This is a genomic window from Kitasatospora sp. NPDC048194 (assembly GCF_043202455.1).
Lineage (GTDB): Bacteria > Actinomycetota > Actinomycetes > Streptomycetales > Streptomycetaceae > Kitasatospora.
The window spans coordinates 203,419-225,655 of record NZ_JBIDAK010000003.1 but is presented as its reverse complement, the minus strand read 5'-3'; the positions used below and the strand labels follow the sequence as shown (position 1 = coordinate 225,655).

Here is a 22,237-nt window from a genome sequence, read left to right as displayed (position 1 = left end):
CCTGTGCGGGAGACTCCCATGACGTCAACCAGAAGAACCGCCGCGATCGCCGGCGCCCTCTACCTCGTCACCCACGTCACCTCCGTCGCGGCCCTCGCCCTCTACGGACCGGTCCTGCACCACTCCGACTACGTCGTCGGCCCGGGCCCCGACACCCGGGTGCTGCTCGGCGCGTTCCTGGAGGTGGTCCTGGCCCTCGCCGTCGTCGGAACGGCGGTCGCGCTCTTCCCCGTCGTCAGGAGCCGCAACGAGGGCGCCGCCCTCGGCTACGTCGCACTGCGCACCCTCGAAGCCGGCGTCATCGCCGTGGGCGTCGTCCCGCTCCTCGCCGTCGTGACGCTGCGGCAGGACCCGGCCGGTGCGACCGGCACCGAGGCCGTCACACTCGGACACGCGCTCGTCGCGTTCCACAACTGGACGTTCCTGCTCGGACCGGGCTTCGTCTGCGGGACGAACACGGTGCTGCTCGCGTACCTGCTCCACCGGGCCGGGCTGGTGGCCCGCTTCATCCCCGTGCTGGGGCTGGTCGGCGGGCCCCTGGTCTTCGCCTCGGGTGCCGCCCAGATGTTCGGCGGCTACCAGCAGTTCTCGGTGTGGGCGGCCCTCGCCGCCGTCCCGGTCTTCCTCTGGGAGATCTGCCTCGCCCTCCACCTGATCCTCAAGGGCTTCCGGCCGTCGGCCGCGGCGAGCCCCGCCGCGGCGCCGGTCGAAGCCGGTGCCGCGGCCGGCGCCGGTGCCGGGTAGCCCGGGGCCGGCCGCCGGTGTCCCCGGGGAGGCGGGGCGACGCCTCCGGTGACGCCCGGCCGGACCGTGTGGTGACGCCTGGCCGGAGCGCACGGTGACGCCTGGTCAGGGGTCCGGTTGCGCCCGGTCAGAGCGTGCGGTTGCGCCCGGCGCCCCAGCCGGCCGCGCCGACCACCGCGACCAGCACCAGCATCAGCGCCAGGGTGGCCTCCCAGCCGCCGGTGAGCTGGTGCAGCGCACCGGCGCCGACCGGGCCGGCCGCCGCCACCAGGTAGCCGACCGCCTGGGACATCCCGCCCAGCTGGGCGGCGCCGGCCGCGGTGCCGGTGCGCAGCACGATGAACGCCAGACCCAGGCCGAGCGAACCGCCCTGGGCCACGCCGAGGACCGCCGCCGACGCCCAGGCCGCGGAGACCGGCGCGACCAGCAGCATGGCGATGCCGAGCCCGTTCAGGGCCGCCATGGTCACCGCGAGGGCACGCTGGCTGGTCATCCGTCCGGCCATCAGCGGCACCAGGAAGGCGCCGGCGACCTGCACCAGGTTGGAGAAGGCGAAGACCAGGCCGGCCTGGCCGCGGTCCATGCCGTGGTCGGCCAGGATGGTCGGCATCCAGGCGACCAGGGTGTAGACGAGCAGCGACGAGATGCCCATGAAGAGGCTGATCTGCCAGGCCAGCGGGGACTTCCAGATGCCCTCGACCGGCTTGCCCGGCTGGGCCGCCGCGGCCACCGCCGCCTTCTCCTGCCGGGAGCGCAGCACCTGCGGCAGCCAGGCCGCCGCCGCGACCAGGGCGAGCAGCGACCAGGCGCCGAGCGAGGCGCGCCAGCCGCCGCCCAGCGCGTGTTCCAGCGGCACGGACGTCCCGGCGGCCAGGGTGGCGCCGACGAGCATGGTGGTCGAGTAGACGCCGGTCATGGTCGCCGCGCGGTCCGGGAACTCCCGCTTGACCAGGCCGGGCATCGACACGTTCAGCACCGCGATGGCCACGCCGATCACCACGCAGCCGGCGTACAGCGCGAGCACCGACGGCAGCACCCGCAGCAGCACGCCCGCGCCCAGCACCAGCACCGCACCCAGCACGACCCGCTCGGCGCCGAACCGGCGGGTCAGCCGGGGGGTGAGCGGAGCGCCGACGCCCTGGAAGAGCACCGGCACGGTGGTGATCAGCCCGCTCGCGGTGGCCGAGAGGCCGAAGGTCCGCTGGATCTCGCCGACCATCGGGGAGATCGCCGCCAGGCAGGCGCGCATGTTCAGCGCGACCAGCACGATGCCGGTCAGCAGCAGGGCGGGGTGGGCCAGCCGGGAGCGCAGGGGCAGCGGGGCGGTGGTGGTGGTGACATCCGGCTGCGGGGCACGGGTGACGGCCATGGGTGTGCTGTTCTTTCGTGACGCGGGGTTCTGGGAGTCCGGGGGCGCGAACGGGCGGGCGCGGGCCGGTGGCCGGCGGCGCGGAGGTGCTCGGGCGGAGGGTGCGAGGGCCGGGGTGCGGGAGCGGCGGAGCCGGCGTCCCGCGCCGCCCTACTTCCGGGCCGCGATGGCCGCGAGCAGCTGCTCGACGGCCGCGGTCGGCTCGGCGAGCAGCGCGCGGCACGCCGCCTCGGCACGGTCCGGGTCACCGCTCTCGATCGCGTCGACCAGCGCCGCGTGGGTGGCCACGACCACCTCGGGCATCTCGTGGTCGCCGAACGCGGAGGTCATCGACTCGCGTACGGACGCGCCGAAGTAGCGGTACACCTCGGCCAGTGCCGGGTTGTGCGCGGCCTCGACGACGGCGGTGTGGAACTCCAGGTCGTGCTCGACGGTGGCCTCGCGGCCGGCCCGCTCGGGGTGGGCCGCGATCACCTCGGCCTCGCGGGCGAGCGCGGCCCGCATCCGCCGGATGTCCTCGGGGGTGTGCCGCAGCGCGGCCAGTCGGGCGCCTTCGGTCTCCAGCGCCGCGCGGACCTCCAGGACGTCCCGGATGCCCGAGCGCTGGACGCCGCGCAGCACCGCCGCCGGGTCGCTGGTGGACCGTACGAAGGTCCCCTCGCCCTGCCGCGAGACGAGCATCCCGGCGTGCACCAGCACCCGGATCGCCTCCCGCACGGTGTTCCGCCCGACCTGCAGCCGCTCGGCGAGCTCGTGCTCGGTGGGGATCTGCGACCCCACCGGCCAGGTGCCGTCGGCGAGCTGCTCGCGCAGCTGGTCGATCGCGGTGTCCACCAGGGAACGCCGTCCGGCCGCCTGCAGACCGTTGCCGTCGCCGCTCATTCCGGGCCTCCCTTCGCACACCGTCGATCGGACATCGGTCATCCTACAACCGCTTGCCCGGTCATCCTACAACTGCCCGGGGTCTGCCCCCGGTCTGCTCCCGGGAGGGAGCGGGCCGGAAGGGGAAGGAGCGGCAGGAAGAGGAGGGCGCCCGGTCAGCGGACCGGGTAGAGGCGCTCCAGGACGACGGCCACGCCGTCCTCGTCGTTGCCCGCGGTGACCTCGTCGGCGACGGCGAGCAGTTCCGGGTGCGCGTCGGCCATGGCGACACCGTGCGCGGCCCAGCCGAACATCGGGATGTCGTTGGGCATGTCGCCGAAGGCGATGGTGTCGGCGGCGCGCACGCCCAGCCGGCGGGCGGCGACGGCCAGACCGGTGGCCTTGGACAGGCCCAACGGCAGCAGTTCGACCACGCCCGCCCCGGCCATCACCACGCCCACCAGGTCGCCGGCGGCGCAGCGGGCGGCCTCGGCGAGGGCGTCGTCGGTCAGCCGGGGGTGCTGGATGTACAGCTTGCTGACCGGGGAGGCGAGCAGTTCGGCGCGGTCGACCCGGACGACCGGCAGGTCCGAGCCGATCAGCAGCTCGTAGCCGGGGCCGGCCAGCACCTGGCCGTCCAGACCGTCCTGGTTCGCGGCGACGGCCAGCGGGCCGGTCTCGGCCTCGATCTTCTCGATCGCGACCGCCGCGAGCCGGCGGTCCAGGGTGAGCGAGGTGAGCAGCTTGTGCGCGCCCGCGTCGTAGACCTGGGCGCCCTGGCCGCAGACCGCTATCCCGGTGTAGCCGATCTCGTCGAACACCGGACGGGCCCAGACGGCCGAGCGCCCGGTCACCACGATGTGCAGCGCGCCCGCGCCGACGGCCGCGGCCAGGGCGGCGCGGGTGCGCTCGGAGACGGTCCCCCAGCTGGTCAGCAGGGTGCCGTCGAGGTCGGTGGCGACCAGCCGGTAGGGCAGGTCGCCACCGCCGGGGTGGGCGGGAGAGGTCACTTGACCGGCTCGATGACGGCGCGTCCGCCGAGGTACGGCCGCAGCGCCTCCGGCACGACGACCGAGCCGTCGGCCTGCTGGTGGTTCTCCAGGATCGCCACGATGGTGCGCGGGACGGCGACCAGGGTGCCGTTCAGGGTGGCGAGCGGGCGGGTCCTGCCCTCCTCGCGCATCCGGATCGACAGGCGGCGGGCCTGGTACTCGGTGGTGTTGGAGGTCGACGTGACCTCGCGGTACTTGCCCTGGGTGGGGATCCAGGCCTCGATGTCGAACTTGCGCGCGGCCGAGGCGCCGAGGTCACCGGAGGCGACGTCGATCACCCGGTACGGCAGCTCCAGCGCGTTGAGGAAGTCCTTCTCCCACTGGAGCAGGCGGCGGTGCTCGTTCTCGGCGTCCTCGGGCGTGGTGAAGACGAACATCTCCACCTTCTCGAACTGGTGGACGCGGATGATGCCGCGGGTGTCCTTGCCGTAGGTGCCGGCCTCGCGGCGGAAGCAGGACGAGTAGCCGGCGTAGCGCAGCGGCAGCTTGTCGGCGTCGATGATCTCGTCCATGTGGTACGCCGCCAGCGGGACCTCGCTGGTGCCGACCAGGTACTTGTCCTCGTCGCCGAGGTGGTACACGTTCTCGGCGGCCTGGCCGAGGAAGCCGGTGCCGTCCATGGCCGCCGGGCGGACCAGGGCCGGGGTGATCATCGGGATGAAGCCGGCCGCGGTGGCCTGGGCGATCGCCATGTTGACCAGGGCGAGCTCCAGCAGCGCGCCGACGCCGGTCAGGTAGTAGGAGCGGGCACCGGCGACCTTGGCGCCGCGCTCGGTGTCGATCGCGCCCAGCAGCTGGCCCAGCTCGACGTGGTCGCGGGGCTCGAAGCCCTCGGCGGCGAAGTCGCGCGGGGTGCCGATCTCCTCCAGGGTGACGAAGTCCTCCTCGCCGCCGACCGGGGCGGCCGGGTCGATGAGGTTCGCCAGGGAGCGGAGCAGGCGGTCCGCCTCCTCCTTGGCCGCGCTCTGCTCGGCGTCCGCGGCCTTGACCTCGGCGGCGAGCTCCTTGGTGCGCTGCAGCAGGGCGGTCTTCTCGTCGCCCTTGGCCTGGGCGACCTGCTTGCCGAGCACCCGCTGCTCGTTGCGCAGTTCGTCGAAGCGGCTGCCCGAGGACCGGCGCCGTTCGTCGGCGGAGAGGAGGGCGTCGACCAGGTCGACGTCCTCGCCACGGACGCGCTGCGAGGCGCGCACTCGGTCAGGGTCCTCACGGAGCAGGCGAAGGTCAATCACAGGGCCAAGCGTACCGGGCGGCGGTTCCTCCACCGGTACCGGTTTTCCCCTGGGGATAACTCCCCGGCGCCTGTGGATAACCGTTGGGGAGAACCGGCCGCAGCCGGGTTATCCACAGGTCGGCGGCCGGGGCTGTGGATCGATGGGGAGGGCGGCACTCCGCTCACCGGAACCAGCGAATTGAGGTTTCAAACCTCAATGGGCCTTCTCGGGTGAGGGAATTGAAGCACTCAAACGGGTGATTTGCAGGGAAGGGGGTGACTCTGGGCCGATTAGTCATCTCTGCGACGCAAACAGATGATCCGACCAGTTCTGGGCAATGGCTATACCGGTTTGTCGACTCATCCCCAGGCCTGTGGATAACTTTCGGCTGTGGACAGCGGGGAGGCCTGTGGACAGCGGCCTCCGGCCCCGGGGCGGGCTGTGGACGACGGAACGGTCACCCGCCCGGCGTGATCACCCCGGTCGACAACGGTCGGCACCGATCAGGAAAAGCGGAAGGGATCACCAAGGCCGGAAGGGCCGCCAGGAGTGCCCTCGGAAGGGCCGGCGGCCGGCTCAGACGTCCCCGCGGCCGTCGAGCGCCCGGGAGAACCAGTCCGCCGCCGCGGCGAAATCCTCGTCCGAGGTCCCCGGCCGCCGGTGCTTGGACACCTGGCGGTCGGCGCGCGGATAGGAGCCGAGGAACCGCACCTGGGGACAGATCCGCTTGAGCCCCATCATCGCCTCGGCCACCCGGCGCTCGGACAGGTGCCCCTCGCAGTCGATCAGGAAGCAGTAGCTGCCCAGCCCCTCCCCGGTCGGCCGGGACTCGATCCGCATCAGGTTGACCCCGCGCACCGCGAACTCCTGGAGCAGCTCCAGCAGCGCACCCGGGTGGTCGTCCGGCAGCCAGACCACCATCGAGGTCTTGTCCGCCCCGGTCGGCGAGGAGACCCGCCCCGGGCGGCCGACCAGGACGAAGCGGGTGGTCGCGCTCTGCGCGTCCGCGATGTCCTTGACCAGCGGGTCCAGCCCGTAGATCGGCGCCGCGAACTCGCCCGCGAACGCCCCGTCGAACCGGCCCTCGGCGACCAGCCGGGCGCCGTCCGCGTTGGAGGCCGCCGACTCCCAGGTCGCGTCCGGCAGGTTGGCCGCCAGCCAGCGGCGCACCTGCGACTGGGCCACCGGGTGGCTGGTCACCGTCTTGATCCCGGACAGCTCCGTCCCCGGTCGCACCAGCAGCGCGAAGGAGATCGGCAGCAGCACCTCGCGGTAGATCATCAGCGGGGTGCCGGAGGCCAGTTCGTCGTTGGTCGCGGTGACCGCGCCCTCCACCGAGTTCTCGATCGGCACGAACGCCCCCGCGGCCTCGCCGCCGCGCACCGCCTCCAGGGCGAGCGCCACCGAGGACAGCGGCACCAGCTCCCGGGTCGCCGCCTCGGGCAGGGTGTGCAGCGCCGCCTCGGTGAAGGTGCCGGCCGGGCCGAGGTAGGTGTAGCGGGTGGCCGACATGACGCCTCCGTGGGGAATGGGTGCCGCCTGGGTCCGATGGTGCCGAGGCAGTCACCATAACGATTTCCCGGCCCCGGCAGGAAAGGCGTTCCGCTGGCCGGGACCGCCCGCGGACACGGCGTCCGCCGCGGGCCGCCGGGAGCGCCGGGGGCTCCGCGGCCCCGGGGGGCCGTCCCCGGGGCCGTACCGAAGCGGCGGGCCCGGGGCCGGTCCGCTACCCCTCCAGGAGCTGCTGCCCGAGGTAGCCCTGGGCGGGCACGCCCGGCGGCACCGCGTACAGCCCGCTCGCCTCGTGCCGCAGGAAGCGGGAGAGGCCGTCGCCGCGGGAGAGTTTGCGCTGCACGGGGGTGAAGCCCTTGCGCGGGTCCGCCTGGAAGGCGAGGAACAGCAGCCCGGCGTCCGGCGAACCGTCCGGCAGCAGACCGTCGTGGTACGAGAAGCCGCGCCGCAGCATCGCCGCGCCGCCGTTGGCCGCCGGGGCCGCGACCCGTACGTGGGCGTCGGCGGGGATCGCCAGGCCGCCGTCCGGGCCCTGTGCGGACAGGTCCACCGCGGTGCCCTCGCCGGAGCCGGCCGGTGCGCTCAGCGGCGAGCCGTCCGCCTTGCGCCGCCCGATCACCCGTTCCTGCCGGTCCACCGGCAGTTCCTCCCAGTGGTCCAGCAGCATCCGGATCCGCCGGAACACCAGGTACGAGCCGCCGGCCAGCCAGGCCGGCTGGTCCCCGCCGCCCGCGCAGAACACCTTGGCGGCGAAGCCCTCCTCGCCCGGCTTGGGGTTGTTGGTGCCGTCGATCTGGCCCATCAGGTTGCGCCCGGTCATCGGCCGCGCGGTCGCACCCGGGGTTCGGGCGAAGCCGGCCGACTGCCAGCGCGGCGCCGCCGTCCCGGCCGCCAGCTTCTGCAGCGTCCGCAGCGCGTGCACGGCGACCAGCGCGTCGTCGGCGCCGACCTGCACGAACAGGTCGCCGTCGCCGCGGGCCGGGTCGAGCGCGTCGCCGGGGAACGCGGGCAGCGGCTCGAGCGCCGCGGGGCGGCGGTCGGCCAGCCCGGCCTTGTCGAACAGGGCGGCGCCGAAGCCGACCGTGACCGTGAGCGAGCACGGCCCGGCGTCCAGCGCGACCTGGTTGTCGAACTCCTCGGCCGGCTCCCCGGCGGTCAGCCGGTCCACCGCCTTGGTCCAGCGCTGGAGCAGGGCGCGCAGCCCGTCCCGGCCGGCCCCGGCGGCGAGGTCGAACGCGGCCAGCCGCACCTCGGCCTGCTGCGGTTCGAGGATGCCGGCCTGGTGCTCGCCGCGGAACGGCACCCGGCCCGTGCCGAGCGCGCCACCGCCGTCCGCCCCGCTACCGGCCCGGTCGCCGGCCGGACGGTCGTAGGCGACCGCCCCGGCCGCCCCGGCCCCGGCGCCGACCAGCAGCCCGGCGCCGGCCGTGCCGAGCAGCGTCCGGCGGGTGACACCCGCCGGGCCGGCGGCGCCGGCCGTGCCCGTCCCGTTCCCGTCCACCGCGTTCACCCGACCTTGAACTGCTGGGTCGGGGTGGTCTGGTCGATGTCCGAGGAGCGGATCTGCACCGAGACCACCCAGGTGCCGGCCAGCGGCAGCTGCGCGGTGCCGCTCCAGCGGCCGGTGCCCTCCGGGGTGAGCGTCACCGGCAGCGGGCCCAGGTCGCGGTCCGGGAGGGTGAAGGCGAGCTGCACCTCCGGAACGTCCACCGGCTTGCCGTCGGCGCCGTCCAGCGCGAGCTTCACCTCGTTCGGTCCCGTCCCGGCCGGGTTGACGCTGACCGTTGCGGTGCCCTTGGCGTTCGGCGTCCGGCCCTTGGTGTCGTAGGGCAGCTTGAGCTCCACCGTGCGGCCCGGCTCGGTCTGCGGCGCCGCCGCGGACCCGCCCGCCGGAGCGGCGCTCCCCGCCGCCGTGACCGCGCCCGCCACCCGCCCGGGCGGGGAGTTGGTGAGCATCGTGGTGACCACCAGCACCGCCACCGCGACGAGCGCCTCGACCAGCACCGAGCGGCGCAGCCCGGCCCGGGTCGGGGTCAGGGCGCGGTCGCGCCCGGCACTCGCCCGGGCGGCCCGCTGCCGGTCCAGCTGCGCCTGCCGGACCGGGTCCTCGCTGAGCGCCGGGGCGCCGACCGGCTCGGGCACCTCGGCCCGTTCGACCTCCGCGGCCTCGGCGGGCGCCGAGCGCAGCCGGGCCAGCCGGCCGCGGGACACCCACGCGACGCCGAGCATGGCGGCCACGCAGCCGGACTTCACCAGCAGCAGCCGCCCGTACTCGGTGCCGGTCAGCGCGCCCCAGCTGCCCAGGCCCCGCCAGGACTGGTAGACCCCGGTGACGACCAGGGCGGCCACCGAGCCGAAGGCGACCTTCGAGAAGCGCTCCACCACCTCGGCGCCGACCCCCTCGCGCAGCGCGACCAGCAGCGCGGCCAGGCCGCCCAGCCAGAGCGCCATCGCGATCAGGTGCAGCACGCCGAACGGCAGCGCCAGCCAGACCTGGATGCCCACCGAGGCGTGGTCGGCACCCACCCAGGTCGCCGCGAGGGCGACGGACAGCACCAGTCCGGCCACGCCCAGACCCAGGCGGGCGTCGCGCAGCGGCCGTTCGGCGGCCCGCTGCTCCAGCTCGCGCAGCTCGGCCGCCTCGTCGTCGTCCTGGTCGGCGGGACCCCGGGCCTCCTCGCCGTCCGGTGCGGCGGCCGTCCGGTGCGGCTGCCCCAGCTGCCCGACCAGCAGCGACAGGAAGATCCCGCCCGCGGCGAGCAGCAGCAGCCGGGCGGCCAGCGCGGTGCCGATCCGCTCGTCCAGCGTGGCGCGCACCAGCGACAGGTCGAGCGCCTTCCCGAGGCCGGAGCCGCGCTCGTAGGGGCCGCGCAGCATCAGCACCGCGACGGTGGAGGCCAGCAGCGCCGTCCAGCCGGTCATCAGCAGCCGCTGCACCGGACGCCTGGCGGCCCCGGCCGGCCAGCAGACCAGCACGAACCCGGCCACCCCGGCGAGCAGGGCGAACGCCGCGTACGCCACGGTGCGCCCGGTGCCGTACAGGGCGGCGACCAGGCCGTCCGCGTCGGCGCCCTGCAGCGCGGTGGCGGAGACGGAGGTGTCGGAGGGAGCGCCGACGGAGAAGGTGAACGCGCCGCCGACCGGGTGCGAGTCCTCCGAGACGGCCCGCCAGGCGACCGTGTAGGTGCCGTTGGCGATCCCGCTCCGCAGCCCCACCCGGGCGGTGTCGCCCCGGCCGTCGGCGTGGGCCGGGTTCCCGGTGTCCACGGCCTTGCCGGCCGGGTCCAGCACCCGTACGGAGTCACCGGAGAGCGACACCGTCTCGCTGAAGGTCAGCGTGACCGCCTGCGGGGCCGTGGCGACCACGGAGTTCTGCCGCGGGTCGGTGGACTCCAGGGTGGCGTGGGCGGAGGCCGGGCCGGCGCCGGCGAGCACCAGGGCGAACAGCGTGCCGAGCATCGCGAGCGCTCCGGCGATGCGCCGGGCTGCCGTCCGCCGGAGCGCGGTCCGCTCGGACGCGGTCGGCCCGGAGGCGGTCCGCCGGACGGTGGCCCGGTGGGGTGCGGTCCCGCGGTGCGAGGCCTGCTGCATGCTGGGGTCCCCTAACTCCGGCCGGGCCGGTAGGTGAGCTCCTTGACCGGCACCTTGACCGCGATCGTGCCGGACTTGGCGAAGGTGAGGTCGAGCTCCAGCTCGTCGCCCAGGGCCGGGGCCTTCTGCCACCCCATGATCATCAGGTGGGTGCCGCCGCGGGCGAGCTCCAGCGCGCCGTGCGCGGGCACGTCCAGGCTGTCCACCTGCTCCATGCTGGACGCGGTCGAGCGGTGGATGGTGACGGACTCGGCGGCCGGACTGGTCACCTTCACCAGCTGGTCCGGCCCGCCGTCGTTGCGGACGGTCAGGTACCCGGCGCCCATGCCCCCGGCCGGGGGCAGCGGGATGTACGGGTCGGCCACGCTCAGCTTCGCCGGGCCCGCGCTCGAGGCGCCGTCCTGGCCGCCCGTCCCGCAGGCGGCCAGGATGGCACCGCCGCCCAGGGCGGTGGCGACCACGGCGCCCAGCAGGGCGGACCGGCGGAACCGCCGGGTGCCGGGAGCCACCGCGGTCACGCCGCGACCCCCTTGGCGAGCAGCGGCAGGTCGTGCTCGTAGGTCTTCTCCTCGGTGCCGCTCATGTAGAGCACGTGCGCCCTGTCGTCCGAGGGGAGGAAGGCCAGCACCTGGGCGCCGTGGGTGGAGGTGACCGTGCCGTCCGGGTTGACGACCGGGTCCTCGATCATGATGCCGAGCGACCTGGCGGCGGTCTTCACCTTCTCCAGGTCGCCGGTGAGGCCTATGAAGTCGCCGCCCATCGAGTCCAGCCAGGTGCGCAGCACCTTCGGGGTGTCGCGCTTCGGGTCGGTGGAGACGAAGACGACGTCGATCTTCTTCCGGTCCTCCGCGGAGAGCGACTTCATCGCGACGCCGATGTCGCCCATGGTGGTCGGGCAGACGTCCGGGCAGTTGGTGTAGCCGAAGAACAGCAGGGTGGTCCTGCCGTTGGTCCGCTGCCGCAGGTCGTACGGCTGCCCGGAGGTGTCGGTCAGCTGGAGGTCGGGCTTCTCGAAGTTCTTCGCCAGCTTGGTGCCCTCGTACGGGCTGTCGTCCTTCTGCTGGGTGACCTTGGCGGTGGTCGAGCCGCCGCCGGAGGAGCCGCAGGCCGAGAGGGTCAGGGCGGCCGCCAGCGCGAGGGCGGCGGCGCCGGCCAGCCGGGCGGTGCGGCCGGAGCGGTGGGTGCGGGTGACGCGGGGCATGGGAGTTCCGATCGTGCGCGGTGGACCGCCGGCGGGGCCGCGTCCGGAGTGGGCGCGGCCCCGCCGGCGCGGGGATCAGGAGGCCGAGCCGCTGCTCTTGCGGCGCAGGCCGAGCACGCCGACGGCGGTGCCGATCACGCCGACCACGATGCCGACCACGCCCAGGGTCCGGGCGGTGCTGTCGCTGGACTTGTCACCGCCGTCCGAGGCGGCGGCGTGGTCGGAGCTGCCGCCGTGGGCGTCGGCCGCCGGGGAGGCGGTGGCGGTGACGCCGTGGCCGTCACCGGCGGCGGCCTTGGTGAGCTTCAGCACCGGGGCCGGGTGGGCCGGCTCGGGCTGGCCGGCCTGGGCCTCGTCGATCCAGCGGACGACGTCGCCGTTGTCGTAGGTCTGGAGGGCCTTGAAGGCGAGGCTGTCGGCGTCGGTCGGCAGCGGGCCGAGCGAGACCCGGAACTCCTGGAACTGGCCGGGGGCGATCTTGGTGCCGGCGTCGGCGGTCCAGGTGATCTTGGAGACGGCCTCGTTGACGTCGCTGCCGTGCACCTTGAGCGGCTTGTCGAGCTTCGACTTCTCGACGGTGGCGGTCCAGCCCGGCATCGGCAGGGTCCGGACGGAGGCCAGCGGGTGGTCCAGCGGAAGGTTGACCTCCAGCTTCACCGTGCTCGCCGTGTCGCTCTCGTTCGGCACCTGGAAGTTCACGGCCGCGTAGCCGCCCTGGGCGGCCGAGCCCGGGTTCACGGTGACGTGCGCGAAGGCCGGGCCGGCCAGCGCCACCACGGAGGCGGCGGCGGTCAGGGCGACGGCGGCGAGACGGCGGGCAGGAAGGGAACGCATGATGCGGGTCTCCGATCGGAGCTCGGCGGCCCTTCGGCACCGGGCGACGGTGGACCGTGCCTCGGCGGGGCCGCACGTGGGGACGTGGGGGGAAACCTGGGGCCGCCGTCGCTGTGGGGGACGGACCGGCCCGGACACGCGCACGCCCGGAACCCGCCACCGCTCAGCGGTACCGGCGACACCGGGTCAGTGCGCGAACGCCCCGCACGGCGGACCGCGCCGCACCACGCTGTGCCGCAGCACCGCACCCGCCGGGAGCAGCCCCTCGCCGCCCCCGGTCCCGAACCGGCGGACCGGACCGGCCACGCCGAACAGGCCGCGCAGCAGCGCGACCACCAGCACCAGCGCCGACCGCAGCGGCGCCGCCCAGTGCTCCCGGGCCGCCGACGCGGCCACCCGCACCAGCCGCCACAGCGCCGCCTCGCCGCGCCGCAGCCACCAGCCCGCCACCAGCGCGGCGGCCAGGTGCCCGGCCAGCATCGAGGGCGTCATCCCGAGCACGCCGCCCTGCCACCACGGCACGACGGCGTACGCGTGCGCGTCCAGACCCGCCGAGGTGACCAACTGCTCCGGGGAGGCACCGCCGGACAAGCCGATCAGCGTGCCCGGCCGGGCCTCGTTGCAGAGCAGCCGGCCGGCCGCCTGCGGCATCGTCATCGCAGCGTGGTGGGCGCCGCCGGGGACGCCGGCGAAGCCGTCGAGGAAACCGGGGAAGCCGTGGAACAGGCAGTGCAGCCCGAGCTGCCCCGCGCCGAGCGCCCCGGCGATGGCCGTCAGCGAACGCTCCCGGCCGCCGCACGCCACCGCCAGCAGCAGCACCGCGGCGAAGCCCGTCGCCAGCGCGGCCGGCGGCACGTCGCCGCCACCCGCCAGGGCGTGCCCGGCGGCCGCGATCAGCGTGCACACCAGCGCGAAGGGGACCGCCCGGGCAAGCCGCAGGTCCCAGGCGGCAGCCCCCACCGGCCGGACCGGTACGGGGGCGCCCGGGAGCGGGGCGGCGGGGAGGGCAGTCATGGCCGGGCCATCATCTCATCGCGTACACCGCCGACACCGGCAGGGTGGGAAATCCGTACGAATGCCCCGTTCGGCAGCGGCGTGCACGGGCCCATGTGCGCCCTTCGGCACAGACCCCGTCCCCAGTCCATCCGCCGAACGGGCGGTACCCGCCCCCGGGCACGGTTCACCGCCGAATCGCCCGGAGATACCTAGTTGTATGTGGAGCCGCAGCCAGGAGGGACCTCCCGTGGACATCTGGTGGACTCTGCACCTCAAGCGCGACCCGGCCAGCGTGCCGCTGGCCCGGCGCATCCTGCTCGGTGCGATGGCGACGGCGGGCGTCGACCCGCAGATCGCCGACGACCTCGGCGTCGCCCTCACCGAGGCCTGCGCCAACGCCGTCGAGCACGGCGCCACCGGCCGGCCCGACGAGGGCTTCCAGGTCACCGCCTCGATCAGCGGCGACCGCCTGCGGATCGAGGTCACCGACTCCGGTCCCGGTCTGCCGGCGACCGCCGCCCCGCCCGCGCGCCGGCCGGCCGCCCCCGCCCCGGCCCGCCCGGCCGCGGACGCCCGGGGCCCCCGCCGCTCCCGCCGGGCCCGCGCCACCGTCCCGGCCCGCATCCTCGCCACCCACCGGCCCCGCCGTGACGGCCACCCGTACGACACCCACGTCCTCCCCTGCCGGCCGCCGGCCCCCACCCTCCGCCCGGTCGACCTCGACACCCTGCCCGACCTGACCGCCGAGTCCGGCCGCGGCCTCTTCCTCATCCACGCCCTCACCGACCACGTCCAGCTCCGCAACCACCCCCTCCGGGGCGCCATCGTGAGCTTCGACAAGATCCTCAAGTGGCAGGACGACGCGCTGCTGCGGGCGGCCTCGTAGTGGGGTTACGGGCGCGACCTGCGGAAACGGTTCTCGCAGAGCCCTTGGCCGAGGGATGCCGGAGGCGGTGATCGGGCCGCCAGGGCACAGGCGGGGCACATGCCCCCGGATTTCGGCGCAGAGCGCCCAGCCCTCGAACCCGGCAGGACCCTGTCGATCGCCGAGCGGGTCCGGGACTCGCTCGTCGGCATCAGGTGGGTGCAGGCCCGGAGCGTGAAACCCGGGTCGCTGTGGCCGAGGTAGGCCGCGAGCGCCTTGATCGTCTCACCGGCACCCAGCAGCACCGGGGCATGGGCATGCCGCAGGGCGTGCATGCCGTCGTCCGGGGCCGCCTGGAAGCACTTCGGCCCCCTTCTCGCGCGGCGGGATCACCCCGGCCGCGACGAGCGCGAGCCTCCAGGCACCCGCGTCGAAGACGCTGCGGTGGTACGCCTTGGCGTTCTCGTCCGTGACGAGCAGGTTCGCGGGGTGGTCATCGCCATCGGCGAGACGCCGGGGGAGCGTGACCCGAGTTGCGGCAACTTCCTCATGTGCGCCTTCAACGCCCTCGCCAGGCGGCGGCGACCTCGGGGTTGCTCGGGGTCAGTCCTGGGCCGGGCGGGGGCGGGTCAGTCCTGGGCCGGGCGGCGGCGGGTCAGGCAGCGGAGGGCGGTGCCGAGCAGGAGGGCGGTGGTGCCGGCGACGGCGAGGGGGCGGGAGGCGGTGCCGGCGCCGGTGTCGGCGAGGCGGGTCGGGGCCGGCGGGGTGGGGGTGCGGTAGGTGTAGGCGGCGGTGAGCCGGGGGCAGGTGTCCTTCTTCGCCGGGGCGGAGCCGCTCGGGAGGAGCTCCGACGTGGCGGTGAAGGTGAGGCGGTGGTCGCCGAGGGTGCCGGCGCGGAGCTGGAGGGTGAGCTTCTGGCCGGGGGCGACCAGGTAGGTGCCGGTGTCGGTCGGCGTGCCGGAGACGGTGAGGGGCTTCCAGGTGCCGCCGGGGGCGCGCAGTTCGGCGGGGAGGGCGGTGGTGCCGCCGTCGGCGAGGGCGACGGTGGTGGCGAGTTCCCTGACCGTCGCGGTCGTGGTGTAGTCGAAGGTGACCGAGAGCTGGCCGGTGCCGGTGCCGGTGCCGGTGCCGGTGACCGGCATGGTGACGGGCGTCGGACCCCCGGGGCAGTCGGCGGGGGAGCCGGCGGCGGTCGGTGCGGCGGAGGCGGAGGGGGCCGGGCCGCCGGACGGGGTGCCCGTGGGGTCGGCCGTGGCGTTCGGGCCCGGGGCGGACGGCGTCGTCGAGGGAGTCCCTGCGGGCGCCGCCGACGGCGCCGCCGTGGGGGAGGAGTCGGCGGCGTGGGCGGGGACCGTGCTGAGGGCGACCGGGCCCGCGGTGAGCACGAGGAGGGTGCAGGCGGCGGGAAGGCGGGCGGGTCGCATCGGGGCTCCAGCGGTCGGGTCGGGGTCGCTCTCCGAGGGGGGAAGACCCCCGAGGGGCGGGAACGGTTGTCCACGCCCCTCGGGTTCGTTCCGGGTGGATCAGCTGTGCGCGCCGGCCTTGCGACGGCGCAGGACGAACACGGTTCCGGCACCGGCCGCCAGCACGGCCGCGCCGCCCAGGGCGATCGGCAGGGTGCTGGAGTCGGCACCGGTGTGGGCCAGCTCCGGGCCGGCCGCGGTCGAGGCGGAGGCGGAGGCGGAGACCGGGACGGCGGCCGCCGTGGTGGCGGCACCGGCCTCGGCCACGTGGAACTCGCCCAGGTAGTCGTCGAGGAACTGGGTGCAGGCCTGCGGCTTGTTGTTGGCCGGGTTGGGGACCTTGGCGTTCTCGAAGGCGTTGGAGCCCGCTTCGTAGTTGGCGCCGTAGCGGCCGACCGGGGCCTTCGCGGTGGCGGCGATCCGGACCTTGTAGGTGAGCTTCTGCCCCTTGGCCAGCTTGAACTCGGGCGCCCGGAGGCTCCGGTCATTGAGCTGCGCGGGCTTCCACCCGTCACCGGTGTTCAGCTGGACGTCGAAGAACTCGGTGCTCCAGTCGACCGGCCGACCGCCGTCGAACTCGTCGGTGACGTAGAAGGAGTTGTCGACGGCGGGCAGGTCGACGCCGCTCTTGTTCTCCCAGGTCAGGGTGACCTCGGCGGCCGGGCCGCCCTTGGTCAGGGTGGTGCCGTACAGGCCGGTGCCGGTGACCTTGAGCAGCGAGCTCTGGTAGACGCCGCCGCGGCACTCGTCGCCGGGGGCCGGCTTCGGGGCCGGCGGGGTCGGCAGGTTCGTCGGCTTGGCCGGACCGGTGGCCGTCGGCTTGGCCGTGGCCGTCGGGGCGGGGGTGCCCGGGGTGGTCGCCGGGGTGCTGGGCGGGGTGGTCGCGCTCGGCGTGGCGGTCGCGGTGGGGGTCGGGCTGATCCCGACGGCGCTCGCGGAGGCGGCGCAGACGGTGGCGCCGAGCGAGAGGGCCACCAGCGCGGACGCGGCCAGGATGTGGGAAGAGCGCACGTTGAAAGGCTCCAGCTTGGGTGAAATTCGGCTGATTCGGGGCGACTTGGGCCGCGGCGGAGGCCGTCGGCGCCGGTCGCGCCCGGGTACCCTACCGGGCGCCGGTGGCCGGATCCCGACCGGGGGAAACGCGCTGCGCGGCCTCCGGTTGCCGGGGCCGGGGGACGGTCGGACGATGGGGTGCATGATGCACCAGATGCGAGCCGAGTACGGCGCCGAGGGCGAGTCCGGCGGGGTGCGGCTGTGGCACATGGTCCGGGGCGGGCAGAACGTGGCGATGTGCGGCCGCGAGCTCGATCCGGAGGCGCCGGTGCGGGAGGCGGTGGACTGGGGGAAGACCCCCGAACTGTGCTGCCACACCTGCGGCGCGTACTTCCTGCGCGAGCAGCCCTACCTGGCGGCCGAGCACCAGTGAGACCGGCGTGCGGATGACCCCGGGCGGCCGGGGACCGACGCCGCCGTGAGCAGGGCTACCGTGGGCGGGATGACGCAACCCCTCGTCCGGCCGCGCTCGTTGGCCCGTGAGGCCGCCGGCCTGCGGTCCGGTGAGCCGGGCCTGCCCGCGTACGTGGACCGGCTCTGCGCGCTGGTGGAGCGGGTCGACCCGCTGATCCACGCCTTCGTGCCGGAGCCCGGCCGGCACGACCGGCTGATGGCGCGGGCCCGGGAGTTGGAGGCGCGCCACCCCCGGCCGTCCGGGCGGCCGCCGCTGTACGGGGTGGCGGTGGGGGTGAAGGACGTCGTGCACGTGGACGGGCTGCCCACGCACGGCGGATCGGCGCTGCCGCCGGGGGTGCTGGCGGGCCCGCAGGCCGTCGTGGTGGACCGCCTGCTGGCGGCGGGCGCGATGGTCGCGGGCAAGACGGCGACCGCCGAGTTCGCGGCGAGCGCTCCCGGGCCGACCCGCAATCCGCACCACCCCGGGCACACCCCGGGCGGCTCCAGCAGCGGTTCGGCGGCGGCGGTCGCGGCGGGCCTGGTGCCGCTGGCGATCGGCACCCAGACGGTCGGTTCGGTGATCCGCCCGGCCGCGTACTGCGGAGTGGTGGGCTTCCGGCCGACGTACGGGCGGATCCCGTCCGCGGGCGTGCTCCCGAACGCGCCCAGTCTGGACACCCTGGGCGTGTTCACCGCCGATCTGGCGGGGGTGGCGCTGGCGGCCCCGCTGCTCTGCGACGACTGGCGGCGGGAGCCCGAGGCCGGCGTGCCCGTGCTCGGCGTGCCGGACGGCACGTACCTGGAGCATGCCGAGCCGGCCGCGCTGAGCGCCTTCGAGGAGTGGCTGGAACGGCTGGAGCGCGCCGGTCTGACGGTGTGCCGGGTGCCGTTGTTCGCCGACTTCGCCGAGGTCAGCCGGCAGTTGCAGGCCGTCAACCGGTTCGAACTGGCCCGCAGCCACGCCGACTGGTTCGCCCGGTTCGGTCGCCTGTACCGGCCGGAGACGGTGGCGAGCATCCGGGTCGGCCAGGGGATCGCGCCCGAGGACCGGGCGGCCGCGCTGGAGTTCCGGGAGCGGCTGCGCGAGCGGGTGGCGGCGGCGACGGCCGGGGCCGGGGTGGACCTGTGGCTCGCGCCGTCCGCGACCGGTGGCGCACCGGAGGGCCTGCACACCACCGGGAACGCGGTGATGTCGTCGCCGTGGAGCTTCCTCGGCCTGCCCGCACTGAGCCTGCCGGCCGGGCGGACCGCGACCGGACTGCCGCTCGGCCTCCAGGTGGTCGGTGCGGCGGGCGGGGACGAGCGGCTGCTCGCCCAAGCCGCCGTGCTGCAGCGGGCGTTGGGCTTGGCGGAGGCCTAGGGTCCGGCTCCGGACCGGGCCCTACCAGGGCCCGTCGCCGGTGCCGGCGGTCCGGAGGGCGAGGGCCGGGTCGGCCGGGTCGGTGGCCTCGGCCCGCAGCAGGCGCAGCAGGAGGCGGCCGGCCCGCTGGTACGGGGTGTCGTCGTCGTGCAGCACGGCCTGCGAGTTGGCGGTCTCCAGGACCGCGATCAGGGCGAAGGCGAGGTCGCCGGGGTCGGTGTCGGGGCGCAGGGCGCCGGCCGCGCGGGCGTCGGTGAGGGCGGCCGTCACCGTCTCGTGCCACTCCCGGGCGCAGGCGGCCAGCGCGTCCCGGACGGCGCCGGGGCGGGCGTCGAACTCGGCGGTGACCTCGTAGAAGAAGCAGCCGCCGGGGAAGACCCGGTCGCGGGAGTAGGCGAGCCAGCTCTCGCACAGGGCGCGGGCCCGGGTGAGGCCGGGCGGGGTGTCGGCGACCGGGACGACCACGGCGTCGGCGAAGATCCGGCGGGCGGCCCGGACGGTGGCGAGCTGCAACTCCTCCTTGGAGCCGAAGCCGGCGAAGACGCCGCTCTTGCTGAGTCCGAGGTCGGTGGCGAGGCGGCCGATGGAGAGCGCTTCCAGGCCTTCGACGGAGGCGATCGCGACGGCGCGGTGGAGCACCGCCCGGCGGGTCTCCTCGCCGCGCAGGACCCTTCCGTCCGTGGTCGGTCCGGTCATCGTCCGCCCCCGTTCTGCTCGCCGTGCGTGCGCCCAGGGTAGTGCGTGGGCGGTCGGTGCCCCGAAAACTGAACGAACGATCGTGCTAATATCTCGCGCCGAACCAGGACGCGGCACGAGGAACCACCCCGCACGGCCCCGCAGGAACACCCGTCAGCACCGACCGGGAGGCCCGATGGACCCGACCCAGGCACTGATCCGCACCGTCCTCAACCCCACCGCCCGGATCGCCCCCGACCTGGCCGGCCGGGCGGCCTTCGAACTCTTCCGGCGCCCGCTCCGCCGCAGCCGGGTCCGCCCCGACGAGCAGGACGTCCACCGGCGGGCCGTCCGCGAGCCGCTGGCCGTCGACGGCGGACAGGTCGTCGGCTACCGCTGGGGCGGCGGCGAGCGCCCCGTCCTGCTGCTGCACGGCTGGCGCTCGCGGGCCTCCCGCTTCGCGCCCTTCGTGCCCCGGCTGCAGGCGCTCGGCCTCAGCGTCCTGTCCTTCGACGCGCCCGGCCACGGCGACTCCGGCGAGCACGCCACCAGCGTGCTCGAGTACCGCGACATCGCGCTGCGGCTCCAGGAGCGCTACGGCCCGTTCGAGGCCGTGGTCGCGCACTCGCTGGGCGTGTGCGCGGCCTTCGGCGCACTGGCCGACGGCCTGCGGGCGGGCCGGCTGGCGGCCGTCTCGGGGGTGTCCGAGGTCGGCTTCTTCCCGACCGCGTTCTGCGCCGGGCTGGGCCTGAACGCCGCGGTGGAGGAGGCGCTGCGCCGCCGGATCGAGCAGGAGCTGTTCGCCGGGGACGCCGGAGCCTGGGAGCGCTACGACGCCGCCCTCCAGGCGGGCTCCCTCGACCTGCCGGTGCTCCTCCTGCACGACGAGGGCGACCGGGTCGTCCCGCCGGCCCAGGCACACCGGCTGCGGCGGGCCTTCGGCGACCGGCTCGACCTGGTGGTCACGCAGAACCTCGGCCACCGGAGAATCATCAGGGAACCGGCCGTCGTTGACCAGGTGATCGGATTCATCGCCGCCGGCTCGGAGGTCGCTGCCGCATGAAGCTCGTCGAACTGCACGACCGCGCCATGGAGTTGGCCGCCGGGGTGGTGAACGGCGTACGGCCGGAGCAGCTGGACCTGCCCACCCCCTGCGCCGGGTGGACACTGCGCCGGCTGCTGGAGCACTGCGTGGGCCAGCACCGGGGCTTCGCCGCGGCCGCCCGCGGCGCGGGGCCGGACCTCGCGCTGTTCGCGGACGCCCCGGTCGGCCCGGACCCGGCGGAGGCCTTCCGCCGGACCGGCACCGAACTCACCGCCGCCTTCCGCGCGGCGGCCGCCGCCGACCGTCCGCTCTGGCTGCCCGAGATCCGCGACGGCGCTCCGTTCCCGCTCGCCCAGGCGGTGGGCTTCCACCTGCTCGACACCCTGGTGCACGGCTGGGACGTCGCCGCGGCGCTCGGCGCCCCGGAGGAGCTGGTCGCGGCGGTGGACGGCGACGACGCCCTGGTCGGCGCCCTGCTGGCGGTGACCGAGGCCGTCCCGAACACCCCGGAGGCCCGGGCCCCCGGCCGGGCCTTCCGCCCGGGCCTCCAACCCGGCGCCGCCGACGGCCGGTTCGACCGCGCCCTGGCCCTGCTCGGCCGCGACCCGGGCTGGAAGGCCCAGGGCTCCTGAAGCGGGGGCCCGGGGTTCCTGACACGAGGGTTCGGGGTTTCTGAAACGAGGGTTCGGGGCTCCTGGCGCGCCGCGTCCGCCGGATCCGGGAGGCCGGGCCCTAGGCCTGCCGGGCCTTCCGCTCCCGGTTCTCGTCCGGGAAGCGCGGCCCGCCGATCAGGAAGAACAGGGCGGCGGTCGGAAAGCCGAGCGAGGCGGCCAGCAACACGATGAACTGCCAGAACATCTTCCGCTCCTCGTCACTCCCGGGCCGACCGGACACCCGAAGGTGGTGCCAAACCTGACCGGCCCCGATTGGCCGAATTGTCCAGTCGCTATCCGACGGTATGGCCGAATTGCCCCGGCTGCCACCGGGCGGCGGGCGCCGGCCCGCGCCACACCGACGCAAGGGGCTGGGCGCGGGCCGGGGGCGGCGGCCACACTGTCGGGATGCAGCTACAGCTCGCAGGGGAAGCACGGCGGCCCGACCGGGAGAGCGAGGACTTCGCGGCGGCCTCGCCGGAGGCGCTGGTCCTGCTGGACGGCGCCAGTTCGCCGGCCGGCCTGGAGTCCGGGTGCCGGCACGGAACGGCCTGGTACGTCCGCCGGTTGGGGGTGCACCTGCTCGCCCGGCTCACCGACCGGGCGGACCGCTCGATCACCGAGTGCCTGGCGGACGCGATCGTCGAGACGGCCGCGCTGCACGGCGGCCGCTGCGACCTCGCCCACCCCAACACGCCCGCCGCGATGGTGGTCGCGGCCCGGCGGCACGGCGAGTCGCTCGAGTACCTGGTGCTCGGCGACTCGCTGCTGGTGCTGGAGTTCAAGGACGCCCCGCCCAAGGTGATCGGCGACAACCAGCGCTTCCCCGGCGGGGAGGAACTGCGCCGTCAGGTCTGGGCGACCGTCCCGGGCTCGGCCGAGCGGGCCGCGCTGCACCTGGAGTACGCGACGGCCGTGCGGGCCGCCCGCAACCGGGGCAACGGGCCGTGGATCGCCGCCGCGAGCCCGCGCGCCGCCCAGCACGCCGAGACCGGCTTCGTCCGGCTGGACCGGCTGCACGCCCTGGCCGCGCTGACCGACGGCGCCTCGCGTTACACCGAGCGCTTCGGACTGGGCAGTTGGGGCGACGTGCTGCGGTTGCTCGCGGAGGCCGGCCCGGGCGAGCTGATCGCCCAGGTCCGCGAGGTGGAACGGGCGGACGCCGCCTGCGAGCGGTGGCCGCGCGGCAAGACCCACGACGACGCCTCGGCGGTCTACGCGCTGCTGTAGCCGCCGGCCCCGCCGCGGCACCGGGACGGCCGGGCCCGCCGTACGCCCGGTTCCCTCGTACGGCCGGTTCCCCCGTACGCCCGGTACGGCAGGCTACCGTTGGGCCGGACGCAACAGACCGGGGCG

At 75.3% G+C, this 22,237-nt stretch carries 22 protein-coding genes; 7 read left to right on the top strand and 15 right to left on the bottom strand.

Annotation, left to right across the window (positions count from 1 at the left end; translation table 11 throughout):
- Window positions 1-18: 18 nt before the first annotated feature.
- Window positions 19-744, top strand: a complete 726-nt coding sequence (locus ACGF07_RS06030) for a DUF4386 domain-containing protein (protein ID WP_392895842.1) — start codon at window positions 19-21, stop codon at window positions 742-744.
- A 127-nt stretch (window positions 745-871) separates the two neighbouring features.
- Here ACGF07_RS06030 and ACGF07_RS06025 read toward each other — a convergent pair whose 3' ends face one another.
- The 11 genes from ACGF07_RS06025 to ACGF07_RS05975 form a co-directional block, all read right to left on the bottom strand.
- Entirely contained in the window at window positions 872-2,113 is a 1,242-nt protein-coding gene (locus ACGF07_RS06025) for a CynX/NimT family MFS transporter (protein ID WP_392895840.1), read from the bottom strand.
- 150 nt (window positions 2,114-2,263) lie between these two features.
- Window positions 2,264-2,995, bottom strand: coding sequence for a FadR/GntR family transcriptional regulator (locus ACGF07_RS06020; protein ID WP_392895838.1), 732 nt, complete (start codon window positions 2,993-2,995; stop codon window positions 2,264-2,266).
- A 155-nt stretch (window positions 2,996-3,150) separates the two neighbouring features.
- Window positions 3,151-3,984: an HAD family hydrolase gene (locus tag ACGF07_RS06015; RefSeq protein ID WP_350741571.1), complete on the bottom strand. Its 834-nt coding sequence runs from the start codon at window positions 3,982-3,984 to the stop codon at window positions 3,151-3,153.
- Window positions 3,981-5,255 carry a serine--tRNA ligase gene (serS, locus tag ACGF07_RS06010; RefSeq protein WP_350741569.1) on the bottom strand — a complete coding sequence of 425 codons (1,275 nt, stop codon included), beginning with the start codon at window positions 5,253-5,255 and terminating at the stop codon, window positions 3,981-3,983. The genes ACGF07_RS06015 and serS overlap by 4 nt, the downstream gene beginning before the upstream one ends.
- Before the next feature lie 558 nt (window positions 5,256-5,813).
- Entirely contained in the window at window positions 5,814-6,749 is a 936-nt protein-coding gene (gene pheA / locus ACGF07_RS06005; protein WP_392895837.1) for a prephenate dehydratase, read from the bottom strand.
- A gap of 214 nt (window positions 6,750-6,963) precedes the next feature.
- Window positions 6,964-8,259, bottom strand: a complete 1,296-nt coding sequence (gene efeB, locus ACGF07_RS06000) for an iron uptake transporter deferrochelatase/peroxidase subunit (RefSeq protein ID WP_392895835.1) — start codon at window positions 8,257-8,259, stop codon at window positions 6,964-6,966.
- Window positions 8,256-10,340 (bottom strand): FixH family protein, encoded by a 2,085-nt coding sequence (locus ACGF07_RS05995; RefSeq protein WP_392895833.1) that lies wholly within the window; start codon window positions 10,338-10,340, stop codon window positions 8,256-8,258. Before ACGF07_RS05995 ends, efeB begins: the two co-directional genes overlap by 4 nt.
- An 11-nt stretch (window positions 10,341-10,351) precedes the next feature.
- Entirely contained in the window at window positions 10,352-10,858 is a 507-nt protein-coding gene (locus ACGF07_RS05990; RefSeq protein ID WP_350741561.1) for a copper chaperone PCu(A)C, read from the bottom strand.
- On the bottom strand, window positions 10,855-11,541 hold the full coding sequence (locus ACGF07_RS05985) for an SCO family protein (protein ID WP_392895831.1): 687 nt from the start codon (window positions 11,539-11,541) through the stop codon (window positions 10,855-10,857). Before ACGF07_RS05985 ends, ACGF07_RS05990 begins: the two co-directional genes overlap by 4 nt.
- Before the next feature lie 75 nt (window positions 11,542-11,616).
- A complete protein-coding gene (locus tag ACGF07_RS05980; protein WP_392895830.1) occupies window positions 11,617-12,375 on the bottom strand; it encodes a YcnI family protein in 759 nt (252 codons plus the stop codon).
- 186 nt (window positions 12,376-12,561) lie between these two features.
- Window positions 12,562-13,389 carry a hypothetical protein gene (locus ACGF07_RS05975; RefSeq protein WP_392895828.1) on the bottom strand — a complete coding sequence of 276 codons (828 nt, stop codon included), beginning with the start codon at window positions 13,387-13,389 and terminating at the stop codon, window positions 12,562-12,564.
- A 229-nt stretch (window positions 13,390-13,618) separates the two neighbouring features.
- On the opposite strand from ACGF07_RS05975, the gene ACGF07_RS05970 reads away from it, so the two are divergent.
- On the top strand, window positions 13,619-14,257 hold the full coding sequence (locus tag ACGF07_RS05970; RefSeq protein WP_350748162.1) for an ATP-binding protein: 639 nt from the start codon (window positions 13,619-13,621) through the stop codon (window positions 14,255-14,257).
- Between the two features lie 608 nt (window positions 14,258-14,865).
- Here the strand turns inward: ACGF07_RS05970 and ACGF07_RS05965 are convergent.
- Both ACGF07_RS05965 and ACGF07_RS05960 read right to left on the bottom strand, forming a co-directional pair.
- Window positions 14,866-15,660 carry a hypothetical protein gene (locus ACGF07_RS05965; protein WP_392895826.1) on the bottom strand — a complete coding sequence of 265 codons (795 nt, stop codon included), beginning with the start codon at window positions 15,658-15,660 and terminating at the stop codon, window positions 14,866-14,868.
- Between the two features lie 99 nt (window positions 15,661-15,759).
- Window positions 15,760-16,710 (bottom strand): LAETG motif-containing sortase-dependent surface protein, encoded by a 951-nt coding sequence (locus ACGF07_RS05960; RefSeq protein ID WP_392895824.1) that lies wholly within the window; start codon window positions 16,708-16,710, stop codon window positions 15,760-15,762.
- Between the two features lie 184 nt (window positions 16,711-16,894).
- On the opposite strand from ACGF07_RS05960, the gene ACGF07_RS05955 reads away from it, so the two are divergent.
- Window positions 16,895-17,125 carry a hypothetical protein gene (locus ACGF07_RS05955; RefSeq protein ID WP_350748154.1) on the top strand — a complete coding sequence of 77 codons (231 nt, stop codon included), beginning with the start codon at window positions 16,895-16,897 and terminating at the stop codon, window positions 17,123-17,125.
- A 69-nt stretch (window positions 17,126-17,194) separates the two neighbouring features.
- Window positions 17,195-18,508 carry an amidase gene (locus tag ACGF07_RS05950; RefSeq protein WP_392895822.1) on the top strand — a complete coding sequence of 438 codons (1,314 nt, stop codon included), beginning with the start codon at window positions 17,195-17,197 and terminating at the stop codon, window positions 18,506-18,508.
- Between the two features lie 21 nt (window positions 18,509-18,529).
- Here the strand turns inward: ACGF07_RS05950 and ACGF07_RS05945 are convergent, their stop codons facing one another.
- Window positions 18,530-19,204, bottom strand: a complete 675-nt coding sequence (locus ACGF07_RS05945) for a TetR/AcrR family transcriptional regulator (RefSeq protein ID WP_392895821.1) — start codon at window positions 19,202-19,204, stop codon at window positions 18,530-18,532.
- 175 nt (window positions 19,205-19,379) lie between these two features.
- Between ACGF07_RS05945 and ACGF07_RS05940 the strand changes: the two genes are divergently transcribed.
- Window positions 19,380-20,246, top strand: coding sequence for an alpha/beta hydrolase (locus ACGF07_RS05940; protein ID WP_392895820.1), 867 nt, complete (start codon window positions 19,380-19,382; stop codon window positions 20,244-20,246).
- On the top strand, window positions 20,243-20,860 hold the full coding sequence (locus ACGF07_RS05935; protein ID WP_392895818.1) for a TIGR03086 family metal-binding protein: 618 nt from the start codon (window positions 20,243-20,245) through the stop codon (window positions 20,858-20,860). Before ACGF07_RS05940 ends, ACGF07_RS05935 begins: the two co-directional genes overlap by 4 nt.
- Window positions 20,861-20,960: 100 nt before the next feature.
- Here the strand turns inward: ACGF07_RS05935 and ACGF07_RS05930 are convergent, their stop codons facing one another.
- Window positions 20,961-21,086: a hypothetical protein gene (locus tag ACGF07_RS05930; RefSeq protein WP_350746936.1), complete on the bottom strand. Its 126-nt coding sequence runs from the start codon at window positions 21,084-21,086 to the stop codon at window positions 20,961-20,963.
- Between the two features lie 203 nt (window positions 21,087-21,289).
- Here ACGF07_RS05930 and ACGF07_RS05925 point away from each other — a divergent pair, with 203 nt between their 5' ends.
- Window positions 21,290-22,111, top strand: coding sequence for an integrase (locus tag ACGF07_RS05925; protein ID WP_350746938.1), 822 nt, complete (start codon window positions 21,290-21,292; stop codon window positions 22,109-22,111).
- Window positions 22,112-22,237 lie beyond the last annotated feature (126 nt).

Bases quoted from the DNA above. Each gene is read 5' to 3' on its own strand.
- ACGF07_RS06030 (WP_392895842.1), top strand. From the start codon at position 19: ATGACGTCAACCAGAAGAACCGCCGCGATCGCCGGCGCCCTCTACCTC.
- ACGF07_RS06025 (WP_392895840.1), bottom strand. From the start codon at position 2,113: ATGGCCGTCACCCGTGCCCCGCAGCCGGATGTCACCACCACCACCGCC.
- ACGF07_RS06020 (WP_392895838.1), bottom strand. From the start codon at position 2,995: ATGAGCGGCGACGGCAACGGTCTGCAGGCGGCCGGACGGCGTTCCCTG.
- pheA (WP_392895837.1), bottom strand. From the start codon at position 6,749: ATGTCGGCCACCCGCTACACCTACCTCGGCCCGGCCGGCACCTTCACC.
- ACGF07_RS05995 (WP_392895833.1), bottom strand. From the start codon at position 10,340: ATGCAGCAGGCCTCGCACCGCGGGACCGCACCCCACCGGGCCACCGTC.
- ACGF07_RS05985 (WP_392895831.1), bottom strand. From the start codon at position 11,541: ATGCCCCGCGTCACCCGCACCCACCGCTCCGGCCGCACCGCCCGGCTG.
- ACGF07_RS05980 (WP_392895830.1), bottom strand. From the start codon at position 12,375: ATGCGTTCCCTTCCTGCCCGCCGTCTCGCCGCCGTCGCCCTGACCGCC.
- ACGF07_RS05975 (WP_392895828.1), bottom strand. From the start codon at position 13,389: ATGACTGCCCTCCCCGCCGCCCCGCTCCCGGGCGCCCCCGTACCGGTC.
- ACGF07_RS05965 (WP_392895826.1), bottom strand. From the start codon at position 15,660: ATGCGACCCGCCCGCCTTCCCGCCGCCTGCACCCTCCTCGTGCTCACC.
- ACGF07_RS05955 (WP_350748154.1), top strand. From the start codon at position 16,895: ATGATGCACCAGATGCGAGCCGAGTACGGCGCCGAGGGCGAGTCCGGC.
- ACGF07_RS05950 (WP_392895822.1), top strand. From the start codon at position 17,195: ATGACGCAACCCCTCGTCCGGCCGCGCTCGTTGGCCCGTGAGGCCGCC.
- ACGF07_RS05945 (WP_392895821.1), bottom strand. From the start codon at position 19,204: ATGACCGGACCGACCACGGACGGAAGGGTCCTGCGCGGCGAGGAGACC.
- ACGF07_RS05940 (WP_392895820.1), top strand. From the start codon at position 19,380: ATGGACCCGACCCAGGCACTGATCCGCACCGTCCTCAACCCCACCGCC.
- ACGF07_RS05935 (WP_392895818.1), top strand. From the start codon at position 20,243: ATGAAGCTCGTCGAACTGCACGACCGCGCCATGGAGTTGGCCGCCGGG.
- ACGF07_RS05930 (WP_350746936.1), bottom strand. From the start codon at position 21,086: ATGTTCTGGCAGTTCATCGTGTTGCTGGCCGCCTCGCTCGGCTTTCCG.
- ACGF07_RS05925 (WP_350746938.1), top strand. From the start codon at position 21,290: ATGCAGCTACAGCTCGCAGGGGAAGCACGGCGGCCCGACCGGGAGAGC.